This window comes from Actinoplanes sp. NPDC048988, from assembly GCF_043197815.1.
Taxonomy (GTDB): domain Bacteria; phylum Actinomycetota; class Actinomycetes; order Mycobacteriales; family Micromonosporaceae; genus Actinoplanes.
The window spans coordinates 276,955-297,721 of sequence record NZ_JBICTW010000003.1 but is presented as its reverse complement, the minus strand read 5'-3'; the positions used below and the strand labels follow the sequence as shown (position 1 = coordinate 297,721).

Annotated in this window: 17 protein-coding genes and 1 pseudogene; 2 read left to right on the top strand and 16 right to left on the bottom strand. The window is 71.5% G+C overall.

Going from position 1 to position 20,767, the window contains the following annotated elements; genetic code table 11:
• Window positions 1-38: 38 nt before the first annotated feature.
• From ACGFJ7_RS12220 to ACGFJ7_RS12190, 7 genes are all read right to left on the bottom strand, one after another.
• Complete coding sequence (locus ACGFJ7_RS12220) at window positions 39-2,285, bottom strand: tetratricopeptide repeat protein (RefSeq protein ID WP_360248894.1); 2,247 nt, start codon at window positions 2,283-2,285, stop codon at window positions 39-41.
• Window positions 2,282-3,460: a hypothetical protein gene (locus tag ACGFJ7_RS12215; protein ID WP_392642196.1), complete on the bottom strand. Its 1,179-nt coding sequence runs from the start codon at window positions 3,458-3,460 to the stop codon at window positions 2,282-2,284. Before ACGFJ7_RS12215 ends, ACGFJ7_RS12220 begins: the two co-directional genes overlap by 4 nt.
• On the bottom strand, window positions 3,457-4,395 hold the full coding sequence (locus ACGFJ7_RS12210) for a glutamate ABC transporter substrate-binding protein (RefSeq protein ID WP_360248900.1): 939 nt from the start codon (window positions 4,393-4,395) through the stop codon (window positions 3,457-3,459). Before ACGFJ7_RS12210 ends, ACGFJ7_RS12215 begins: the two co-directional genes overlap by 4 nt.
• On the bottom strand, window positions 4,395-5,705 hold the full coding sequence (locus ACGFJ7_RS12205; RefSeq protein WP_392642195.1) for a hypothetical protein: 1,311 nt from the start codon (window positions 5,703-5,705) through the stop codon (window positions 4,395-4,397). Before ACGFJ7_RS12205 ends, ACGFJ7_RS12210 begins: the two co-directional genes overlap by 1 nt.
• 58 nt (window positions 5,706-5,763) lie before the next feature.
• Window positions 5,764-7,311, bottom strand: coding sequence for a long-chain fatty acid--CoA ligase (locus ACGFJ7_RS12200; RefSeq protein WP_360248906.1), 1,548 nt, complete (start codon window positions 7,309-7,311; stop codon window positions 5,764-5,766).
• 336 nt (window positions 7,312-7,647) lie between these two features.
• Window positions 7,648-8,913 carry an O-antigen ligase family protein gene (locus tag ACGFJ7_RS12195; RefSeq protein ID WP_392642194.1) on the bottom strand — a complete coding sequence of 422 codons (1,266 nt, stop codon included), beginning with the start codon at window positions 8,911-8,913 and terminating at the stop codon, window positions 7,648-7,650.
• A gap of 22 nt (window positions 8,914-8,935) precedes the next feature.
• Entirely contained in the window at window positions 8,936-9,085 is a 150-nt protein-coding gene (locus ACGFJ7_RS12190; RefSeq protein ID WP_360248912.1) for a hypothetical protein, read from the bottom strand.
• 311 nt (window positions 9,086-9,396) lie between these two features.
• On the opposite strand from ACGFJ7_RS12190, the pseudogene ACGFJ7_RS12185 reads away from it, so the two are divergent.
• Window positions 9,397-10,209, top strand: a pseudogene (locus ACGFJ7_RS12185) (serine/threonine-protein kinase); the annotation flags it as partial.
• Between the two features lie 652 nt (window positions 10,210-10,861).
• Window positions 10,862-11,206 carry a hypothetical protein gene (locus tag ACGFJ7_RS12180; protein ID WP_360248915.1) on the top strand — a complete coding sequence of 115 codons (345 nt, stop codon included), beginning with the start codon at window positions 10,862-10,864 and terminating at the stop codon, window positions 11,204-11,206.
• A 6-nt stretch (window positions 11,207-11,212) separates the two neighbouring features.
• Here the strand turns inward: ACGFJ7_RS12180 and ACGFJ7_RS12175 are convergent, their stop codons facing one another.
• From ACGFJ7_RS12175 to ACGFJ7_RS12135, 9 genes are read right to left on the bottom strand one after another with little or no spacing between them, the layout of a single operon-like run.
• Window positions 11,213-12,496: a lipopolysaccharide biosynthesis protein gene (locus ACGFJ7_RS12175; RefSeq protein ID WP_392642193.1), complete on the bottom strand. Its 1,284-nt coding sequence runs from the start codon at window positions 12,494-12,496 to the stop codon at window positions 11,213-11,215.
• Window positions 12,489-13,142, bottom strand: coding sequence for a sugar transferase (locus tag ACGFJ7_RS12170; RefSeq protein WP_360248921.1), 654 nt, complete (start codon window positions 13,140-13,142; stop codon window positions 12,489-12,491). The genes ACGFJ7_RS12175 and ACGFJ7_RS12170 overlap by 8 nt, the downstream gene beginning before the upstream one ends.
• Window positions 13,143-13,182: 40 nt before the next feature.
• A complete protein-coding gene (locus tag ACGFJ7_RS12165) occupies window positions 13,183-14,877 on the bottom strand; it encodes a GNAT family N-acetyltransferase (protein WP_392642192.1) in 1,695 nt (564 codons plus the stop codon).
• The gene (locus ACGFJ7_RS12160; protein ID WP_360248927.1) at window positions 14,874-15,872 is read right to left on the bottom strand and encodes a glycosyltransferase family 2 protein; all 999 of its coding nucleotides are present in this window, start codon (window positions 15,870-15,872) and stop codon (window positions 14,874-14,876) included. Before ACGFJ7_RS12160 ends, ACGFJ7_RS12165 begins: the two co-directional genes overlap by 4 nt.
• The gene (locus ACGFJ7_RS12155) at window positions 15,869-16,978 is read right to left on the bottom strand and encodes a DegT/DnrJ/EryC1/StrS family aminotransferase (protein WP_360248930.1); all 1,110 of its coding nucleotides are present in this window, start codon (window positions 16,976-16,978) and stop codon (window positions 15,869-15,871) included. The genes ACGFJ7_RS12160 and ACGFJ7_RS12155 overlap by 4 nt, the downstream gene beginning before the upstream one ends.
• Window positions 16,953-17,900, bottom strand: a complete 948-nt coding sequence (locus ACGFJ7_RS12150) for a transketolase C-terminal domain-containing protein (protein WP_360248933.1) — start codon at window positions 17,898-17,900, stop codon at window positions 16,953-16,955. Before ACGFJ7_RS12150 ends, ACGFJ7_RS12155 begins: the two co-directional genes overlap by 26 nt.
• Window positions 17,897-18,691, bottom strand: a complete 795-nt coding sequence (locus tag ACGFJ7_RS12145; protein ID WP_392642191.1) for a transketolase — start codon at window positions 18,689-18,691, stop codon at window positions 17,897-17,899. The genes ACGFJ7_RS12150 and ACGFJ7_RS12145 overlap by 4 nt, the downstream gene beginning before the upstream one ends.
• Entirely contained in the window at window positions 18,688-19,443 is a 756-nt protein-coding gene (locus tag ACGFJ7_RS12140; RefSeq protein WP_360248939.1) for a TylF/MycF/NovP-related O-methyltransferase, read from the bottom strand. The genes ACGFJ7_RS12145 and ACGFJ7_RS12140 overlap by 4 nt, the downstream gene beginning before the upstream one ends.
• Window positions 19,433-20,761 carry a polysaccharide biosynthesis tyrosine autokinase gene (locus ACGFJ7_RS12135; RefSeq protein ID WP_392642190.1) on the bottom strand — a complete coding sequence of 443 codons (1,329 nt, stop codon included), beginning with the start codon at window positions 20,759-20,761 and terminating at the stop codon, window positions 19,433-19,435. Before ACGFJ7_RS12135 ends, ACGFJ7_RS12140 begins: the two co-directional genes overlap by 11 nt.
• Window positions 20,762-20,767: the final 6 nt, after the last annotated feature.

The following is a 20,767-nucleotide window of genomic DNA, read 5'->3' as shown; positions in this document are numbered from 1 at the left end:
GCCGTCGTAGTGGTGCAAATTTTCAGAGAGTACGCCGTTCATGTACGGGTCCGGGGACGGGCCGCGTTGGCCAGGTCGACGAGGGCGATCTTGTCGGGCCCGTGCGCCGCCCGCGCCATCTCCCGGTATCCGGCCTCGAGCGCGAAGCGCACCTCCCGTTCGCGGACGTCACCGGTGTGGCTCGCGCCGAGGACCGCGGCCGGCAGCTTGGCGCCGCCCTTGATGGTCTCGAGGGCCTGTTCGAGCAGTTCGACCCGGAGCGCCGCCAGCTGCGCGGCCTCCACCTCGAGGCGGTCGATGAGCGCGGCCGCCGCGGCCAGGGAGTCGACGTCGGCCGCCGCGCTCGGGTGCGACTGGACCAGCGCCAGCACCGCGCCGACCTGGGAGCTGCGGTAGGCGGCGGAGGTGCCCGGGACCCGGTTGTACGCCTCGACGGCGCCCGCCCGGTCGCCGGTCCTCAGCCGGCAGCGGGCCAGGCCGGCGGCGGCCGACGTGTACGCCGGGTCGGTGCGGCTGACCACGTCGTAGTAGCCGGCCGCGGCCTGGTGGTTCCCGGCCAGTTCCAGGGCCAGCCCGAGCGCCAGCTGCGGGGCCAGCTCGCCCGGCAGCGCCGAGTAGACGGCGTCGAACCGCTCCCGCGCGTACGCGTAGTTCTCCACGGCCAGCGCGAGCAGGCCGTCGTACCAGGCGATCCGCCAGTCGGCCCCCTCGCTGCGGATCAGCGCGTCGCGGGCCGCCCGGGCGTCGTCGAAGTAGCCGTGCCGCAGAGCCAGGTCGATCTCGGCCCGCAGCGCCCGCAGCCGCACCTCGAGCGTCTCCACCGGCGCCCCCTTGAGCAGGGCCAGCACCTCGGCCGGGTCGGTGACGGTGACCGAGGCCAGGAACGCGGCCGACGGGTCGGTCAGGTCGATCAGCGGGGTCGGCAGGTCCTGCCAGCGCGGCTGGTCCGATTTCAGGTCGGTGCGCATCTCGCCGGTGAACAGCCGCGACGTGGCCGGGTGGGGCGTGCCGCCGGCCGCCAGCACCTGCCGGAGCACGCCCAGCATCTGCTCGGTCATCTCGCCGGCGTCGACGAACCGCTCGGCCGGGTCGGTGCGCGTGGCCCGCTGCAGCAGCCGGTAGAACGACTCGTGGCGGCGGTACACCTCGAACTCGCCGCGGTCGGGCAGGCTCTCCTTGAACGTGCTCTGGTAGCCGCGGAAGTCGGTGGTGAGCACGGCGAGCGTACGGCCGATGGTGTAAAGGTCCGAGGCGATCGACGGGCCCGCGGTGGCCATCTCGGGCGCCTGGTAGCCGAGCGTGCCGTAGATGGCGGCGTCCAGGTCGTCGAAGCGGACCACGCCGCCGAGGTCGATGAGCTTCATCTGGTCGCCGGACTGGATCACGTTGTCCGGCTTGAAGTCGCAGAAGATCAGGCCCCGGTCGTGCAGGTAGCCGAAGGCCGGCATGATCTCCAGCAGGTACGCGAGGGCCCGGTCCACCGGCAGCGGCTCGGGCCGCCGCTGTTTGAGGATCCCCTTGAGCGACTCGCCGCCCACGTACTCCATGACGATGTAGCCGGCGCCGTCGTGCTCGACGAAGTTGTAGATCTTGACGATGTTCGGGTGTTCGACCTCGGCCAGGAACCGCCGCTCGGCCACGGCCGCCGCCAGCGCGTCGTCGTCGCCGGAGTTGAGCAGGCCCTTGAGCACCACCCAGCGGTCCGAGACGTTCTTGTCCACGGCCAGGTAGATCCAGCCCAGGCCGCCGTGCGCGAGCGGGCCCACCACCTCGTACTGCCCGGCGACCAGATCGCCCTTGACCAGCTTGGGCGTGAAGTTGAACTGCTCGCCGCAGTGCGGGCAGAAACCGGACGTGCGCCCCTCGCGGTCGCCGCGGGCCCGGCCGACCGGCTGCCCGCACTTGGCGCAGTACCGCTTGTCCTCGGGCACCTCGGCCCGGGCCATCACCGCCGTCGACGGATCCGCCTGCACGATCGGCTCGACCTCGACCAGGCCGCCGCCGAAGCGGCGCCGGGAGGCGCTGCGGGAACTGCCGGCCCGTCCGCTTCCGGAGGTACGGGTGGAGAGCGCCCCCGTGCGGGCCGAGGGGCCGGTCGGCGTGGTCGGCGTGGTCGGTGTGGTGGGCGCGGTCGCCGTGCGCTGCTGCGGCACGGAGGTCGGCACCGGGGCGGGCTTGTAAGCGACGGCCGACGGCGCGGTGGCCGGCGTGGTCTGTGGCGCCATCCCGCAGGTGTCGCAGTAGCCGTCCTCGAGGGTTCCGGGGCAGTTCCGCTGGCACTTCATCGGCCGTTCCTCGCGATCGTGGCGGTGAGCGCATCCTGGTAGGCGTTGACGGCCGCGCGGGCCGTGGTCAGGTCGCACGGCGCCGTGTACAGGACCGTGCGGGCCGCGTCGTGCAGCAGCACCAGGGACGGGTGCTCGCCGAGCCCACGGCTCAGCGCCTTGGCCTGATAGGCGTCCAGCCGCCCGCGCAGCTCGTTGCGGGCGGCCAGCAGCCCGGCGTTGTGCGTCGTCGACTCGCGCAGGGCGGCCAGGCGCTGGCGGGCCCGGCGCGTCCACTCGGCCAGCCTCGGGCTGATCAGCGACCAGTGCCCGGCCGCGGCCAGCGCCTCGATGGCGGCCAGGTCGGGCCGCAGGTCGCCGCCGCCGACCACGAACAGGTCGCGGGCCCGGAACCGGTCGGCCGCCGCCTCCTGCGCCTTCTCGGCGGCGGCCGCGGCCGAGGCGAGATCCGCCAGCAGCCGCCGGGCGTCGGCCAGGCGCTGCTCGAGGGCCGCCCGGAGCTCGGTGGCCGAGGTGCGTTCGGCGTCGGCGCGCTCGATCAGGGCCCGTACGGCCTGAAGGTCCCGCTCGTCGACCCCCAGCGGATCGCCGGCCAGCGTCGCCGTGAACGCGCCGAGCAGCCGGTCGGCCTCGGCCAGGGCCACGGTGTCACCGCCGAGCCGCCGGACGTGGTCGAGGGCGGCCGCGGCGTCGGCGGCCGCCGGCAGCATCTTGTCCCACACCTCACCGGCCCGGGTGGCGACGGCGACGGCCGTGGTGAAGGCCCGCTCCATCGCCGACAGCAGCTCGGCCGGCGTGCACACCGTGGTGACGTGCCCGGGGCCGAGCAGGCCGCGCTGGGCCAGCGGCACCACCTCGGTCGACAGGGTGATCGACTCGCCCAGCACCTGGTGGATGAACTCGGCCCGTTCGGCGTCGGAGACGCGGCGCTGGCCGCTGATCGCCCGGGCCCGGCCGATCAGCTCGGTCAGCAGCCGGTAGCCGTCCCACAGCCGGGTCAGCGCGTCGGAGGCGCCGGCCCAGGCGGCGGCGGTGCGCCCGGTCAGCCGGGTCCGGTCGAGCTCCTTGCGGGCCGGGTTGTCGTCGAGGTCGACCAGGTTGGTCGAGATGGCCGCGACCGCCGTCTGCAGGCGGAGCAGCTCGGCCTCGGCCGCGGCATAGGTCTCAGCGGTCATCGAGCCTGGGCGCCCAGCCACTTGTCGTACGTCTTCTGCCAGGTGCCGTCGGCCCGGTTCTTGGCCAGCACCGCGTTGACGAACGCGGTGAACTCGGGATGCTGCTTCGGCATCGCCATACCGTACGGCTCCTGGGTGAACTTCGGGCCGACGACCTTGGCGTACGGGTCCTGGGCGGCCATGCCGGCCAGGATGGTGTCGTCGGTGGTGACCGCGTCGACCTCGTTGCGCTGGAACGCCACCAGGCAGTCGCCGAACGCCGATCGGGCCACCGCGACCGGCTTGACCTTGGACTTCACCTTGGCGATGTTGTCGTACGAGGTGGAGCCCCGCACCGAGCAGACCTTCTTGCCGCCGAGGTCCTCGATCTTCGTCGCCGGGGAGCTGCTGGACACGAGCACCCGCTGCCCGGCCTCGTAGTAGATGGTGGAGAAGTTCACGTCCCGTTTGCGTTCGCAGTTCGCGGTCATGGTGTCCGCGACGATGTCCACGTCGCCGTTCACCACGGCGCTGACCCGCTGGTCGTACCCGATGACCTTGATCTGGATCTTGTTCGGGTCGCCGAGGATGGCGGCCGCGACCTGCCGGCCCATGTCGACGTCGAAGCCCTCGATCTTGCCGGTGAACGGGTTGCGCGAACTGAACAGCAGCGTGTCCTGGCTCGTGCCGAGGATCAGCCGGTCCCGCCGCTGGATCTTCTCCATGTAGCTGCCCGCGGGCATCGCGCCGCCCGGCTTGGGCAGGGTGGCCAACGGCGGCAGGCTGGCGCGGGGATCACAGGCCGGCGCCTTGCCCGCGCCCTGGGCCGGCGCGGGAGCGGGCACGTCGACGCGAGGCTGGGTGGCCATGTCGCCGGACAGCGGCGACGAGTCGGCCGAGCACGCGGCCAGGCCGAAGGTGAGCACGAGGGCGGTGATCGCGGCGGTCCGGCGCATCAGCGGTACTCCTCCAGTCGTGCCCGCAGGCCCACGTAGGCGAGGCCGGCGATCAGCAAGGCCAGCAGCGGCCCGAGGACGGTGAGCGGGCCCAGCCCGCCCGCCGCCTGGCCGATCTGGTCGTTGAAGAACGCCTTGCGGTCCTCGAGGGCGAAGTTCAGGTCGCTGCGCAGGCTCTCGAAGGTCTGTGTCGTGGTCGGGGCGATGGCGAGATCGACCGCGCGGTCGTACTCGCCGTTGTCGTCGAACGCCCGCACCTGGTCGTGCGTGGCCACGTAGGCCCGGTACGAGTTGGCGGCCCGGCCCATCAGCGTGCCGAGCCGCGGGTCGAGCCGGGCGTACTCGTTCACCAGCGGGCCGCCGCCCGCGGTGAGCCGGCTGGTCACCGCGTCGAAGTCGCTCTCGTAGGCGGCACCGCTGCCCCGGGCGGCCAGCGTCAGCGCCTCGTCGCCGCGCGCCTGCAACGCCAGGATGCGGCTCTCGGCGATCGACGCCACCGGGCCGGAACCCTCCTGTTCGGCCAGGCCGAGATGGTTCTGCTGGTTGACGACCACGGCGAGAGCGCCGACGGTCAGCCCCAGCGTCACCACCGTGGCGGCCACCAGCGGCACGTTGAACGTGCGGTGCGTGTGGCGGCTCAGGTAGCGCTGGGTGAGCAGCAGCGCGACGAGCAGCCCGGCGAGCAGGAGCAGCAGCAGGCTCATCCAGCCGGCCGCCCCGGCCGCGCCGTACCCGTCGCCGACCTCGCCCTGAGCCGTGCGGAACAGCGCCCGCGCCTGCGGTTGCAGGGTCTCCCGGTTCAGGTTCGAGGCCTCCGACAGGTACGACGCGCCGACCGGCAGGCCCTGGCGGTTGTTCGCCCGCGCGGTCGCGACCAGCGCCGAGTACTCGGCCAGGCCGGCACTCAGCGTGCGCACCGCGTCGGCCGCCGCACCCTCGGCGGGCGTGCGGCGTGCGGCCGACGTGAGCGCGGTCGAGGCCCGTTGCAGATCGTCGTCGTAGCGCTCGGTCAGGGTGGCCGGCTCCAGCCCGCCCTCGAGGAATCCCTGCGCCGCCGTGGTGTCGGCGTCGGCCAGCGCCGAGTAGATCGTCTCGGCCTCGATGAGCAGCGGCTGGGCCCGGCCGCCCAGGTCGTGGGTGCCGGCCCGGGCCGACTGGCCGGCCACGGCCGCCACCAGGCCGGCCAGCAGCCCGAGCGTGAGCAGCGTGGCGAGCAGCAGCTTGAGCCGGCCGGGGGACGTGTGCCGCAGACCCCGGACGCGGGTGAGCAGGCCCGCCGTCTCGGGCCGGGTGACCACCGCAGTACTCAAACTTGCCCCCGTCCCGAATGCTGTTGTGCGCCCCCACTGTGGTGCATGGGCGCAACCTCTAGTGCAGTTCCCGCTTGAGCAGTTTGCCGGTGGCGGTCATCGGCAGCGCGTCGACGATGCTGACCACGCGCGGGTACTTGTACGCCGCCATCTGCTCCTTGCCCCAGGCCACGAGCTCGTCCTCGGTGACGGTGGCGCCCGGCTTGAGGATCACGAACGCCTTGATCTCCTCGCCGTGGCTGGGGTGCGGCACGCCGATGACCGCGGCCAGCGACACCGCCTCATGGGTGATCAGCACCTCTTCGATCTCGCGCGGGTACACGTTGAAGCCACCGCGGATGATCATGTCTTTGGCCCGGTCGACGATGTAGTAGAAGCCGTCCTTGTCGCGCCGGCCCAGGTCGCCGCTGCGGAACCAGCCGTCCCGGACGACCTCGGCCGTGGCCTCGGGACGGTTGTAGTAGCCGCGCATGATGTTGTGGCCGCGGATGGCGATCTCGCCGATCTCGTCGGCGCCCTCGATCGTGTTCCACTCGGGGTCGATCAGCTTCACCTCGACACCCCAGATCGGGATGCCGATCGAGCCCGGCCGCGGGTCGCTGTGCGGATCGCTGAACGTGGCCACCGGCGAGGTCTCGCTCAGCCCGTACCCCTCGAGAATGGTGACCCCGAGCCGTTCCCTGACCTCTTTGATGATCTCGACGGGCAGGCTGGAGCCGCCGGAGACCGCGACCCGCATGTTGCCGGCGATCCGCGCCACGTCGACGTCGTCGGTGAGCGCGTTGAGCAGGCCCCAGTACATCGTCGGGACGCCGGCGAAGAAGGTGACGTTCTCGGTCTCGAGCAGCTTGACCGCGGCCGCCGCGTCGAAGCGGGGGAGCAGCACGAGCGTGGACGCGGTGGCGAAGCCGGCGTTCATGTTGACGCTGGAGCCGAACGAGTGGAACAGCGGCAGCACCAGCAGATGGGTGTCGGTGCCGACCGGGCTGCCGAACAGCCGGTTGCAGGTCAGCGCGTTGAGCAGCAGGTTGGAATGCGACAGCTCGGCGCCCTTGGCCTGCCCGGTCGTGCCGCTGGTGTACAGGATGACGGCCGGGTCGGTCTCGGGCAGCTGCACCGCCTCGAACACCGGTTCTTGGCCGGCCAGGCCCTGGCCGAGCGTCTCGGCGCCGTCGATCGGCGACGGCGCGGCCGGGTCGGCGGTGATCAGGAAGAAGGTCTCGCAGCCCGCGGTCTGCCCGAAGCCCTCGAAACCGGCCGCGCCCATCGGCAGCTCGGCCGTGCCCTCGAAGCAGAAGTAGGCCTTGGCCTCGGAATCCTTCAGGTGGTACGCGATCTCGCGGCCCTTCAGGAGCACGTTGAGCGGCACCACCACCGCGCCCGCCTTGAGGATGCCGTAGTAGACGACCGGGAAGTACGGCAGGTTGGGGCAGGAGAGCGCGACCTTGTCACCGGGCCGGATGCCGCGGCTCACGAGCAGGTTGGCCACCTGGTTGGCGGCGGCGTTCACCTGCGCGTACGTCAAGCGCCGCTCGCCGAGGACGACCGCGGCCCGATCTCCGAAGGTGCGGGCGCTGTCCTCGAGAAGGATCGAGAGGTTGAGCATGGGGGTCGTTCCCTTCTGGTGTGGCGGCGGTCTCATCCCACCATCCCGCGGGAACCTGAGAAACCCTCCGTTTCGGTCTTGTTACACGCCCGGTCAGCGTCAATAGCGCGACTAATTCGAACATCGTCACTGCATGTGTCAATGTGCGAAAAGCCCTGGCGCTCTATCGCGCGGGACGTGCGTGAGGCAGATTCTCGTCGTATTCGTGCTCTTGTGGAGGCGGCGCGAAACAGCCGGATCCGTACACCCTCTCCGCGCACGCCGAAACTTATGTGACCCTGCTCGGCGCGACCATCTCGCCAACCCGTCGCAGCCCCGGGACGCGGCGGCGCCGGGTCATGGCGCCGACGGGTGGCGCGCCTTCAGAGGCGTCGACCCGGCGTTCCGGATGATCTCGCTCGCCGGGTGGATGGCGGCCAGCAGCCACAGGATCCACATCAGGCGGGCGTCGTAGTAGTCGCCGGAGAACAGGCTGGCGCCCAGGACGAAGATGCCCGCGTAGGCGGCGGCGCGGCTCTCCAGGGAGCGCTGCCGCGCCGGCAGCCGGGCGTACTCGGTGCGCAGCGCCCATAACGCGAACAGCAGCAGGATCAGCCCGACCGCCCCGCCCTCGGCCGCCACCGCCAGGGGCAGGTTGTGCACGTAGCGCTCGCCCGGCCCGAGGTTGGTGATGGCGTAGAAGCCGTGCACCCCCGAGCCGAGGATCGGCCGCTCGGTGAAGACCTCGACCCCCTTCTCGTAGAGGACGTCCCGGTCGGAGGTGTACCGGTTCTGCAGGGTGGTCGCCACCAGGCGGTTGTTCAGCAGGTCGGTCACCATCGCCCCGATGAGGCTCCACAGCACCCCGAGCAGGATGGCCAGAGCGATGACGGCCTTGACGAACCGCATCGACCGGATCGTCGGCCACAGCGAGGGCAGCGCCACGGCCGTGGCGATACCCAGCGCGGCCAGGCCACCCCGGGAGCCGGAGGCGAGCGCACCGACGAGGAAGGGCGGCACCCCGATCAGCCAGACGAGCTTGCCGTTGTAGCGGAAGTAGAAGTACGCCGCGGCGAAGATCCCGAGCACCATGACCCGGACGAAGACGTTGGGGCCACCACCGAACGCGGCCCACCGCCCGCTGGCCGTGTGGCCGCGCCCCGACGCCGCGTACAGAAAATAGAGCCATCCCGCGACGTAGAGGAGCGCGAACGTGATCTTGATGACCCGGTCCCGGTCCCAGACGGCCAGATTGGCGTAGACGACGAGCAGCACGCCCATCGAGACCAGGTCGCTGAGAACGTCATTGATGATCGCCCCGCGCGGCGCCCACGACGCCGACAACATCTGATAGCCCAGCAGCAGCAGTACGGGGTAGAGCGCGCGGGAGGCCCCACGGTCGAGCCAGCGCCCCTTCTCCCCGGCGTGGTGCTGCTCGAGCAGAAAGCTGAGCACGACGGCGGTGAACAGAAGAACCCGCACGTCGTTGAGAACGGGGATGCTGAGCCCGATCCGCTCCAGCGTGAAATGCCCGGCCAGGGTCGCCACGAACGCCGCACCCACCAGCACAGCACTGGGCCGTACAGCACTGGGCCGCACAACACTGGGCCGCACCGCGCTCATCGCCTTTGAGGCTAGGCGGCCCTCACCCCGGTGGCTGCGAAATCGTGAACTCCTGCTGGCCGGACCACCATTCGGCGGCCCACACCATTCCCACCACAAGCACGGCGGGCCGCTGCCCGTCGGCGAGCAGGACGGCCGGCGCCTTCGTCCCGGTCAGCTCGCCGTAGGTCACCCACCACGTCGGCTCCGGGCCGCGCCCACCCCGGGCCTGCTGATAGGAGGTGCCGCTCCAGCGGACCCACTCGTCGTCGGCCGGCTGGAAGACCCCGTCGAGCTCGGCGCGATGCTGAAGGCCGCTCAGCTCCCGTCAGAAGCCGTCCTCGCGCCACTGCAGAACTCACCCGGAATTCGGCAGCACCAGGGCCGGTCCTCCACCCGCCGCGTCATCCGAGACGATGACATCGGCCGCCCGGAAGGTGGTCGTGAGGCCGGCAACCGGCCGCCGGCCCCTATCCTGTCGTCAGCCGACGAGTGGGAGGCTCGATGACGGTCAGGCCGACGCTCGTCGCCGACCGCTATCGTCTTGTCGAGTTGATCGGCACCGGCGGCATGGGCCGGGTGTGGCTGGCGCGCGACGAGTTGCTCGACCGGGACGTCGCCATCAAGGAACTCGTCCCTCCCGAGTGGATGAGCGACGACGAGCGGCGCCGGCTGCGGGACCGTGCCCTGCGCGAGGCGCGCAGCGCGGGCCGCCTGAACAGCCCCCATGTGGTGCGGGTCTACGACGTGGTCAGCACCGATGCCCTGGCCTGGATCGTGATGGAGTACGTGCCGTCCCGTTCCCTGCAGAAGATGATCGCGGAGGACGGCCCGTTCCCGCCGGACCGGACCGCCCGCATCGGCCTCGACCTGCTCGACGCGCTGACCGACGCGCATCGAGTGGGGGTGCTGCATCGCGACGTCAAGCCGCACAACGTGCTGATCGGCGACGACGGCCACGCCAAGTTGACCGACTTCGGGCTCGCCACCTTCCTCGACGACGGATCGGTGACCGGGCCGGGCCTCATCGTCGGTTCTCCGCAGTATGTGTCGCCGGAACGGGCCCGGGACGGCACGTCCACCGTCGCATCGGACCTGTGGTCGCTCGGCGCCACCCTGTTCGCGGCGGTCGAGGGGCACTCGCCCTACGCGCGGGGCAGCGCCATGGCGACCCTGGCGGCGCTGGCGACGGAACCGCCCGACCCGCCGGTGCGAGCCGGCCCGCTGGCGCCGGTGCTGGCCGGTCTTCTCCGGCATCGCCCCCAAGAACGCCTCACCGCTCCTGAGGTGCGGAGGCTGCTGGAAGAGGTCGCGGGCCTCGAGCGAACGCCGGTTGCGGCCACCGCCGGAGGGCCACCCGTTGTCGGCCGCGACAAACAGGGCGCGGGGTCTCCGTCCGGCCTCCGATCGGCGGTCTCAGCGTTCGGCGACAATCGGAGCATCCGGCGGCCGGCCACGCGTCCGGGCTTGATCGCCGCGCACGGTGCGGCCCTGATCGGGGCGGCCCTCACCGCGTTTGTTTGCGTATATGCGGCGGTCAAGGGAGCGTTCAGAGCCGACCAGCGCATCGGCTGGCTCATCGGAGCCGCCATCGTTCTGACTGTTGTCGCTCTGGGGGCGCTGGTGGTCGCCGCCGGGCGGCGCTATCGCATCGGCCGCAGCGCTCAGCTGCTGGCCATGCATTTCGACGACGCGGTGAACGGGGATCTCTCGCCCAGCCGGGAGGAGATCGAGTTCGGAATCGCCGTGCGCGATGCGCTGGCCCGATCCGGCGAGGCGGCCGCCGCCGACAGGTTGCATGGGGCGTTGTCGTCCGCGCGGTCGAGAGACTTCTCCTCCGGGGCCTCCTTCCCGGAGTTCGCACGGCCCGACGACTCCTGGGACGAGCCACACGATGAGCCCTGGCCCGAGCCGCCGTGGGCACGGCAGTCCCGGCGAGACGCCGCCGATGGCTAGGCGGAGGGCCGGAGTGCAGCCGCCGGGCAAGCCCGAGCGCGCGGTGTCACCGCTCGACGCGCGGCCGGATCGTAGTGTGCTGGTCGCCTGCATCGCCGGAACGGGCGCCGTCGTCGCCTCGGTCATGGCTTTCGGAGCATCGCTGATCACCGACGACGCACCGGCTCCACCCCCGCCGGGCTATTGCGCGGAAGTCATTCTGAAGTATCGGGAGCTCGTCAAGGGCAGCAAGGAGACCGTCGACTTCCTCGGTAAGAAGGGCAAGGACGGTAAGTCGGCGATCGAACACGATGATTCCGCGGTTCGGTGTGGTCTGTCGGCCGACGGCCTGGCGATATTGTCCGGCACCGCTGAGTGAGGCCGCCTACGTCGTCGAGATCCTCGGGGCCGGGATGGTGTGCAGGAGTGCGACGTAGGACAGCGCCCCGAGCGTGATCGCGCCGACGCTCAGGCCGGCCAGCGCCGCGGTGGCCGGCGGCAGCAGGGTGCCCAGGGTGAGCGTGGCCGCGATCTGCAGGGCCAGGCAGGCCAGCAAGAGGCGGCTGACGATGGGGGAGTCGGCGAGGGCGTCCAAGGTGGGGCGGGACGCGTAGAAGACGGCGAAGGGGATGGCGGCGGGCAGGCCCAGGCGCAGGGCCTGGATGGCTTCGGTGAAGTCCAGGCCCAGGAAGTTGTGGACGATCGTGGGGGCCGTCAGGAACAGCAGGCCGGTCACCGGGGTCGTCAGGACGGCGGCGGCCACGGGAAGGGTTTTCAGGCCGCGGCCGAGTTCGGCTCCGACGCCTGTCGTGTGGAAGGCGCCGCTCAGGCGGGGGAGCAGGACGGGGGTGAGCATGCCGAACAGCGAGCAGATCAGGGTGATGGCCGAGGTGACGAAGCCGACGTAGCCGGCGTCGGGGTCGCCGGGGCCGGCCGCGGCGGCGGCGTAGAAGGTGGGGAACGAGAACAGCGCCGGCAGGGCGATGTCGCCGGGGGCGCGCCGCAGGCCGAAGGTCACCACCGTGCGGAACGACGGGGACGCGGCCTGGTGGGACTGTGGGGGACGGGCCACGGCTATGGCGGCCACCGCGATGATGACCATGGCTATGCCCTGCAGGGCCAGGAAGAGTTCCATGCGGTCGGTCAGGGCGAACGCCACGACCGGGAGGATGCCCAGGCCGAGGAGCCAGGCCAGGTTGGCCGCGGTCACCTGGCCGCAGCCGCGCAGGGCGGCCACCGCTGTCACGCAGAGGCAGTTGCCGGCCAGCAGGATGATGACGGCGCGGACCGACGTGGCGCCGCCGGGGATGCCCAGCAGGCGGCCCAGGTCGTCGGCCACGAGCAGGCCCAGCAGGCCCAGCAGGTCCATCAGGACCAGTTGGGTGAGGAAGGACTGGCGGGCCAGCATGCGGGCGCCGGCCCCGGCCCTCGGTAGGTAGCGGTGCAGGGCGGGGACCAGGCCCAGCAGCGCGAACGGCTGGAGGGTGGCGACGACGCCGCGGGCCACCTGGTAGTAGGCGAAGCCGGCGGGGCCGGCGCGCCGCGCCACCAGGTGGAACAGCAGCAGGCCGGAGGCCAGCGTCAGCCAGTGGATGGCCGTGGAGGAGACGTAGTCCCGGCGGACGACGGCGGGGACGCTGCGGAACAGGGAGCGGAGCGCCTCAGGCAACCGGAAGGCCTGGGAGGGGAGTCGCCGGGATCAGGTCGTCGACCCGCGAGACACCGGCGATGGCCAGGGCCGTCAGGATCAGGATCTTGAGGTCCGTACGCAGGGAGTGGTTCTCCACGTAGGCCAGGCCCAGGGCGATCTTCCGGGGGCGGATCAGTTCGTCGTACGCGGCGTCGGGGTCCGCTTTGCCGGCCAGGATGGCGCCCTCGTCGCGGAAGACGATCGACGCCCAGTCGGTGATGCCCGGTTTGACGCTCAGCAGCAGGCGCTCACGGTCGGTGTAGCGGCGCACGTCGGAGGCGACCTGCGGGCGGGGGCCGACCAGGCTCATCTCGCCCCTGAGCACGTTGAGGAACTGCGGGAGCTCGTCGAGCTTGTAGCGGCGCAGCATGCGGCCGGTCGCGGTCAGCCGCGGGTCGTCGTCGGCGGTGGAGGGGCCGCCCAGGCGTTCGGCGTCCAGGACCATGCTGCGGAATTTCAGCATGGCAAACGGCTTGCCGTGCCGGCCGATCCGCTCGCCCCGGTACAGCAGCGGACCGCCGTCCTCGCGCTTGATGCGCCAGGCGGCGTAGGCGGTGACCGGCGCGGTGGCCAGCAGGATCCCGGTGGCCCCGGCGATGTCGATGACGCGTTTGGCCAGTTCCATGGCTCCCCCTCCACCGTGAGCGTATCGGCGCGGCGTACCACTAAGGGGTGGTTTGCGGGTTTTGCTGGCGTAACGCCGTGCGGTAGAGGTAGACGCGCGAGGCGGCGCCGCTGTGGATGGAGGTGTGGCCGCGCAGCTCGGCGCCGACCTTGCGGTAGAAGCCGTGCGCGCGGCGCTGCTGCTCGCCGGTGACCATCTTGACCGCTGTCTCGCCGTGCTCGGAGAACCAGTCCATCAGCCGCTCGAACAGGTCCTGGGCCAGGCCGGCGCCGCGCACCGGCGGGCGGACCACGAAGTTGATGACCTCGGCCCGGGGCAGGTCGTCGCCGGCCTGGGCGTAGCGCAGGGTCTCGATGGCCCGGAAGATCCGGCCGGGGCGCAGCAGCCGGGGCAGCAGGGCCGGGGCGGCCACCCACCAGCGCCGGCGGATGAACTCGCGGACCAGCGCCGCGGTGTCGAGGCTGCCGCAGATGTAGCCGACCGGGCGGCCGCCGTCGACGGCCAGGAACAGGGCGCAGTGCCGGCTGTCGGCGACGTGCCGGTAGAGCACTTCGAGCGCCGGAACGCCCAGCGACGACAGGAAACCGTGGGCCACCTCCGTGGCGTGCATCTCGGCCACGGCCCGGATCTGGGCGTCGGTGAACGGGCCGGACAGGATGCGCGGACCCTCCCCGGCGTCCGGCGAGTCCAGCAGGTCGAGGCCGCGCTCCACGTCGTGCGGGCTGATGTCGGCGCGGACCGGGAAGCTCACCACGTGCTCGGCCGCCCATTCCGCGTTCGGGCACGATCCGGGCCGGTATCCGGCGGCCTCCAGGTCGGCGCCGGTCAGCGGATGGACCGGCGTGGTGAACCAGTCGCCCACCTCGAGGCGCCGGCGGGCCGCCTCGTCGAGCAGGCCGCGCTTGTCGGGCACGGCCACCGGCACCCGCAGGGGTGGCGTGACCGGCGTGGGCACGTCGAAGCCGAGACGGGTGACGCCCGCCCGGTACCGGGCGGCGACGGTGGCCCGGCGGGTGAGCTGCTTGCGGGCCCGGGCCGTACGGCGGGGCAGGCGCCGCCGGACCGATCGGGTCATCCGCCACTCGTACTCGGGGCTGGCCGCCACGTCGGCCGCGTAGGAGCCGACGACCAGGCCGAGCCGCGACAACCGCCGGTACAGGGCGCGCAGCCGCCAGGTCACACCGAGTTCGGTCGCCACCTGATGCGCCAGGAACTGCGCGGTCATCACGGCTTCGCGGCGTGACGGCGGGGGTGTGTACGCGGTGTACTGCTCGCGCATCGTGGCGGCCAGCCGCTCGTCGTTGACGACCGCCTTGCCGCCGACCCCGGCGATGACCGGCTTGCCCCACTCGTACGAGTAGAAGGCGGCCACCCCGGTCCGCCCGACCGGGCCGCGCTCGGCCGGCTCGGTGATGTGCGCGCAGTCCTCCACGACCGGCACGTTCCCGGCGATCTTCAGCACCCGGTCCAGGTCGACCGGGGTGCCGAAGGTGTGCTGCACGACGATGGCCCGGGTGCGGCCGGTGACAGCCGCGGCCAACCGGGAGAGGTCCATCGTGTACGTGGTGCGGTCGATGTCGACGTACACCGGAACCGCTTGAAGCCTCTGCAGGGGCTCGATCACGGCGGCGCAGGTGTAGGCCTGCACGATCACCTCGTCGCCGGGCCCGACGCCGAGGCCGCGCAGGATCGCGTGCAGCGCCACCCGCCCGCGGTAGTACAGGAACTCGGTCATGAGGGCCGCCGCCCGGCCGGATCGAGGATGCCCCACACGGAGCCGGCGCCGTAGACGACGTGGGTGGTGGCGAAGACGATCGGCATGACGACCAGCAGGCGCGGGTCGTGCTGTTCGCGGGCCACGCGCGCCCCCGAGTACAGGGCGGCCGCTCCGTACGTACCCAGTAGAGCGAGGGTGAGACGCCGGACCGTGCGGGAGAAGGGGGAGAGGGCGAGGCCGCCGGAGGCGGCGAGCACGAAGCCGAGCGGGACGACGTTGCGCCAGGCGCCGATCCAGCGGCCGACGGCGCGGCTGGCCCGGAACGGCCAGTAGCCGCCCTCGAACATCCACGAGCAGAACTCGCGGTAGTCGCTGCGGGCGTAGTACGTGCAGGTGATGTCGGGCAGCAGCAGGATCTTGCCGCCGGAGGCGCGCAGGCGCTGGTTGAGCTCGCGGTCCTGGGCGCGGGTCAGGGCCTCGTCGAAGTAGCCGATGTGGTCGAAGACCTCGCGCCGGTAGCAGCCGCCGAAGACCGTGTCGACCCACTGCGGTTCGGAGGCGCCGATGCGGTACTTCGTGTTGCCGGCGCCGAACGCGTTGGTCGTGGACAGGGCGATGGCCCGGCCGATCAGGCTGTCGTCGCGGGCCTCGGAGCGCCGGACGCCACCCACGTTGTCGGCGTCCGGATGATCCAGCAGGCCCTGGACGCATTTCGACAGGTAGTCGGGCGGGTAGTCGGCGTGGACGTCGAGGCGGACGATGATCTCGCCTTTGGCCGCGCGGATGCCGAGATTGAGCGCCACCGGCTTGCTGCGGCCGGGATTGTCGATCAAGACCAGCTTGTCGTTATCTAGTAGGACATCTCGGGTTCCGTCGCTGCTCATGCCGTCGACCACCAGCAGCTCCCGCCGATCAGCGGGGTAGTCGAACCGCTCCACCGACGCCAGGAAACTCTCGATGAAGTCCCGTTCGTTCCAGCAGGGGACGACGACGCTGACGAAGGGCGCGTTCATCGGCCGAAGAACCTTCGAACGCTCTCCGCGACGAAGGAGACCTGATCGTCGGTGAGCTCGACCTGCATCGGCAGGGACAGCACCTGGTCGCACAGCTTCTCGGTCCGGGGCAGGTGCCAGTGGTCGAGGCCGAGGCCCTTCTGCTTGTGCAGCGGGATCGGCCAGGAGATCAGCGTCTCGATCCCGTCGTCGCGCAGGTGCGCCACGAGGCGGTCCCGCGCGTCGGACGTGATCGGGTAGTTCTGGTAGACGTCGTTGCGGCGCGGGTCGTCGTCCGGCCCGACCGGGATGCCGATCTCCGGCACCTCCCGCAGCAGCGAGGTGTAGATCCGCGCGATCTCGCGGCGCCGGGTGATCCACTGCGGCATGTGGGCCAGCCGCCAGTCCAGGATCGCCGCCTGGAGGTTGTCGAGGCGGCAGTTGTAGCCCCACCCGTCGAGTTCCGCCTTGGCCACCCGCCCGTGGTCGCGCAGCGCCAGCAGCCGGTCGGCGAGGGCCTGGTCGTCGGTCAGCACCGCGCCCGCGTCGCCCATCGCCCCCAGCATCTTCGCCGGGTAGAAGGAGTACGTGCTGGCCCACCCGAAGGTGCCCGACGTGCGCCCGTCGAGGGACGCGCCCAGGGCCTGCGCCGCGTCCTCGATCACCACCGCCCCCACCTCGCCGGCCGCCTTCTGGACGGCCGCCATGTCGACCGTGCGGCCGTTGAGGTGCACCGGAATGATCACGCGGGTCTTCTCGGTGACCGCCTGAGCCAGTTGGGACGTGTCCATCAGGTGGTCGTCGCCGATGTCGACCAGCACCGGCTTGGCCCCGCGCAGCACGAACGGCGACATCGTGGCCACGAACGTGTGCGCCACCGTGACGATCTCGTCGCCCGGCCCGATGTCGAGCGCGTGCGCCAGCAACCGCAACCCGTCGGTGCAGTTGCTCACCCCGACCGCCCGGTCCGAGCCGTTGAACGACGCCAGGTGCTCCTCGAAGTCGTGCAACTGCTGCCGCAGCATGAGGTCGCCGCGCGCGATCGTGTCCTCGATGACCGGCAGCAGGCCGTCGCGCTGACGGCGCCACTGCTCGGGGTAGTCAACGAACCTGACTCGCCAGTCCACGGTTGACCTCCATCTGTTCCAGCACCCGGTGGGTGATCGAGGCGGGGTCGAGGCCGTGCGCCCCGCGCAGGTAGTCCTGGTCGCCGACGAGGGACGAGAAGCGGGGCGGCAGCGCCACCCGGATCAGCGACGCCGACTGCGGCATCTCGGCCAGGATCTCGGCGACCGCGCTGCCCAGCCCGCCGATGACCGAGTGCTCCTCGACCGTGACGATCGTCGGGTACCGGTGGGCGGCGTCGTGGATGGCCACCAGGTCCAGCGGGTCGATCCACGGAAACGAGCGCACGTCGGCCCGAACGCCGGCCTGGGCCAGCAGGTCGGCCGCCCGCAGCGCCGACTCGAGGATGGCGCCCGTGCTGAACAGGGCGATGTCGCCGCCGGTGCGCAGCGCGATCGACTCGCCGCGGCAGAGCTGGATCGGCCCGCGGTGCACCATCGGCTCGCCCGCCTTGCCCAGGCGCAGGTACGCCGGTCCGCCGTTCGCCACCAGGTCGGCCATCACGGCGCTGGTCTCGGCGGCGTCGCCCGGCGCGGCCACGGCCAGCCCCGGGACGGCCCGCATGATGGCCAGGTCCTCCGTCGCGTGGTGCGACATGCCGAGCGCCCCGTAGGACAGCCCGCCGCCGACAGCCACCACGATGACGTCGGCGTGGTGGTAGGCGATGTCGTTGCGGATCTGCTCGAGGCAGCGCAGGGTCGGGAAATTCGCGATGGAGTACGTGAACACGCGCGCCCCGGCCAGCGCCATTCCGGCGGCCAGGCCGGTCATGTTCTGCTCGGCCACGCCGGCGTTGACGAACTGTCCCGGGCAGGTCCGCTGAAGCTCGTCGACCACGCCGAAGCCGATGTCGCCGGTGACGAAGACGATGTTCGGGTCGGCCTCGGCCGCGGTCAGCAGCTCGTCGAAGAAGCGGCTCCTCACGGCGCCACCTCGCTCATCGCGCCGGCCAGCTCGGCGTCGTCCGGCGGCCGGTAGTGCCAGAGCACCTGGTTCTCCATGAAGGAGACACCCTTGCCCTTGACCGTACGGGCCAGCACCACCTTCGGCCGCTCCCGCCCCGGCCGGACGGCCTGGCGGATCTGGCCGTGGTCGTGCCCGTCGATCTCGGCCACCTCCCAGCCGAACGAGCGCCACTTCTCGGCGAACGGTTCCAGCGCCAGGGTCTGCTCGGTGGTGGCCATGGACTGCAGCCCGTTCCAGTCGACGATCGCGACCAGGTTCGTGAGCCGGTGGTGGGCGGCGAACATGGCCGACTCCCAGACACTGCCCTCGTCGCATTCGCCGTCGCCCAGCAGGACGTACGTCAACCAGGTCCGGTCCGTGCGCCGCGCCTGCCAGGCGAGGCCGGCGCCGACCGGGAGCCCGTGCCCGAGCGAGCCGGTGGAGAACTCGACGCCGGGAATGCCGACGTGGCTGACGTGCCCGGACAGGAACGAGCCGTTGCGGTAGTGCTGGGCCAGCAGCCGGGTGTCGAAGAATCCGCTCTCGGCCAGGACGGCGTAGAGGGCGGCCCCGGCGTGGCCCTTGCTCATGATGAACCGGTCCCGGTCGGGCTTGTCGGGATGGGCCGGGTCGAGGTCGAGGATCTCGGCGTAGAGCACGGCCAGCAGGTCGGCGCAGGACAGCGCCGAGCCGACGTGGGAGCTGCGGCCCGAGTTGGTCATCCGGAGCACGTGCTGGCGGACGGCGCGGGCGAGGTCGCTGCTCGTCATAGGACCGCGTATCCGATGTACGGGTCGAAGTCGAACCGCCGCACCTCCAGGCGGTTCAGGCCCACCTCGTCCAGGGCCGCCTTCGTCTCGCCGGGCCACAAGGGGTTGTCGAGCTCATCGAAGGCGAGGACCGCGCCCCTGGGCATGCGGGGCAGGAAGTGCCGCAGCGCGGTGCGGGTGGGCTCGTACAGGTCGAGGTCGAGGAAGAGCAGGCTGACCATCAGATGCTGGTTGTCGGCGACGAAGGCGGGGATGGTCTCGGTGACGTCGCCGCGGATCAGCCGGGCCTTGGGCAGATGCCCGAGGAAGCGGTCGGTGTCGTAGATCTCCAGCAGTTTCGACAGTTCGTCGTAGCTGTCGGCGGCCAGGTCGCCGGTGCGGGCGCCGGTCTGGTCGGGGCGGTCGTCGGCCGAGACCGACGGGAACCCGCCGAACGAGTCGAACCCGTACAGCCGCCGGGTCAGGTTGGTCGGCTCCAGGGCCGCGCTGAGCTGGGCGAAGGTCATGAAGCTGGCGCCGCGGAAGACGCCGCACTCGACGATCGAGCCCTTGACCGGCAGGGCCAGCTTGAACAGCTCGTACAGGGCGGCGAAGCGGGTGACCTGGGCCCGGCGCGCGTAGCGGGCCATGGTGGCGAGCCGGGTCGGCAGGTCGTCCGGGCTGTTCGCGAACACCTCGGCGATCCGCTGCGGAACCCGCTGCTCGGCCTCGGTCTGAAGACGGCCGGGCTTTTCCGTCGGCCTAGGCTGCATAGCAGGCCTGCCGGGACTTGACCATGGTGAAGACGCAGCCGAGCAGGCGCGCGTCGACCTGCTTGAGCGCGCGCACGGCGCCGGTGACCTGAGCGCTCGTGGTCTTGCGGGACCGGACGAGGAGAAGAGCCCCGTCCGTACGGGCCGCGACGACCGCCCCGTCGGCCACCGGCAGCAGCGGGGGCGAGTCGAGGATGACCAGGTCGAAGCGGGCGCGCAGCTCGTCCAGCAGGTCGCCCATGCGCTGCGAGCCGAGCAGCTCGCTCGGGTTGGGCGGCGGGTGGCCGCTGGAGAGCAGCCACAGCCCCGTACCCCACGGCTGGAGCACCTGGTCGAGCGAGGCCGCCCCGACCAGCACCGTGGTCAGCCCGGCCGAGCCCTCCCGGCCCAGGAAGGCGGCCAGCCGTGGGCGGCGCAGCTCGGCGTCGACGATCAGCACCTGCTGACCGGCCTCGGCGAACAAGATGGCCAGCCCGCACGCGGTGGACGAGCGGCCCTCGCCGGGCATCGCGCTGGTGACGGCCAGCGTCTTCACCGGCCGGTCCCGGTTCGCGTACTGCACCGAGGTGCGCAGCTGGCGCAGCGCCTCGGCCCGCCTGGAGTCACGGTCGGACAGGAACGGGCCGCCGCCGCGGCGCCGGGCCGCCTTGCGGTCGACCGGGATGCAGGCCAGCACGGGCGCCCCGGCCAGCTCCCGCAGCTGGCCGGGCTCCCGCACGGAACTGTCGGCGATCTCGCGGACCACGCCGAGGGCGGTGCCGATCAGCAGGCCCATGGCGACACCCAGGGCGAGGTTGTGCATGGGGCGCGGCACGACCGGGTTCTCGCCGAGCTTCGGCGGCACCATCGTCTCGATCGTGGCCGCCGCGGTCTTGCCGTTGTCGGGCAGTTCGAGCTGCTTCACGAGCGCCGGGAACTGCACGGCCAATTCCTCGGCGACCGCCTGCGCGCGTTCCGGAACGGCGTCCTCGACAGTCACATCGATCAATACGGTGGCCGAATCGGTGACGACCGAGATGCGGTCCTGGATCTGCGCCGGGGTCAGGCTCAGGTCGTCGTTGGCGGCGATCAGCTTCGCGAGGCGTTCCCCTTTGAGAACCGCCTCGTACGTCTTCAACCGGTTCGTGGCGAACATCGACCCCTCGAGTGCGCTGGAACCCTCCGCGTTGGCGGTGGCGACGAAATACTGCGCGGCCGACGCGTACAAGGGCGTGGTGTGGGCCGTGTACAGCGTCGCTATCCCCATGGCGGCGACAACGGTGAGTGCGACCACCCACCACTGCCGTCTCGCTACCCGGAGGTAGTCACGCAGTTCCACTCTTGT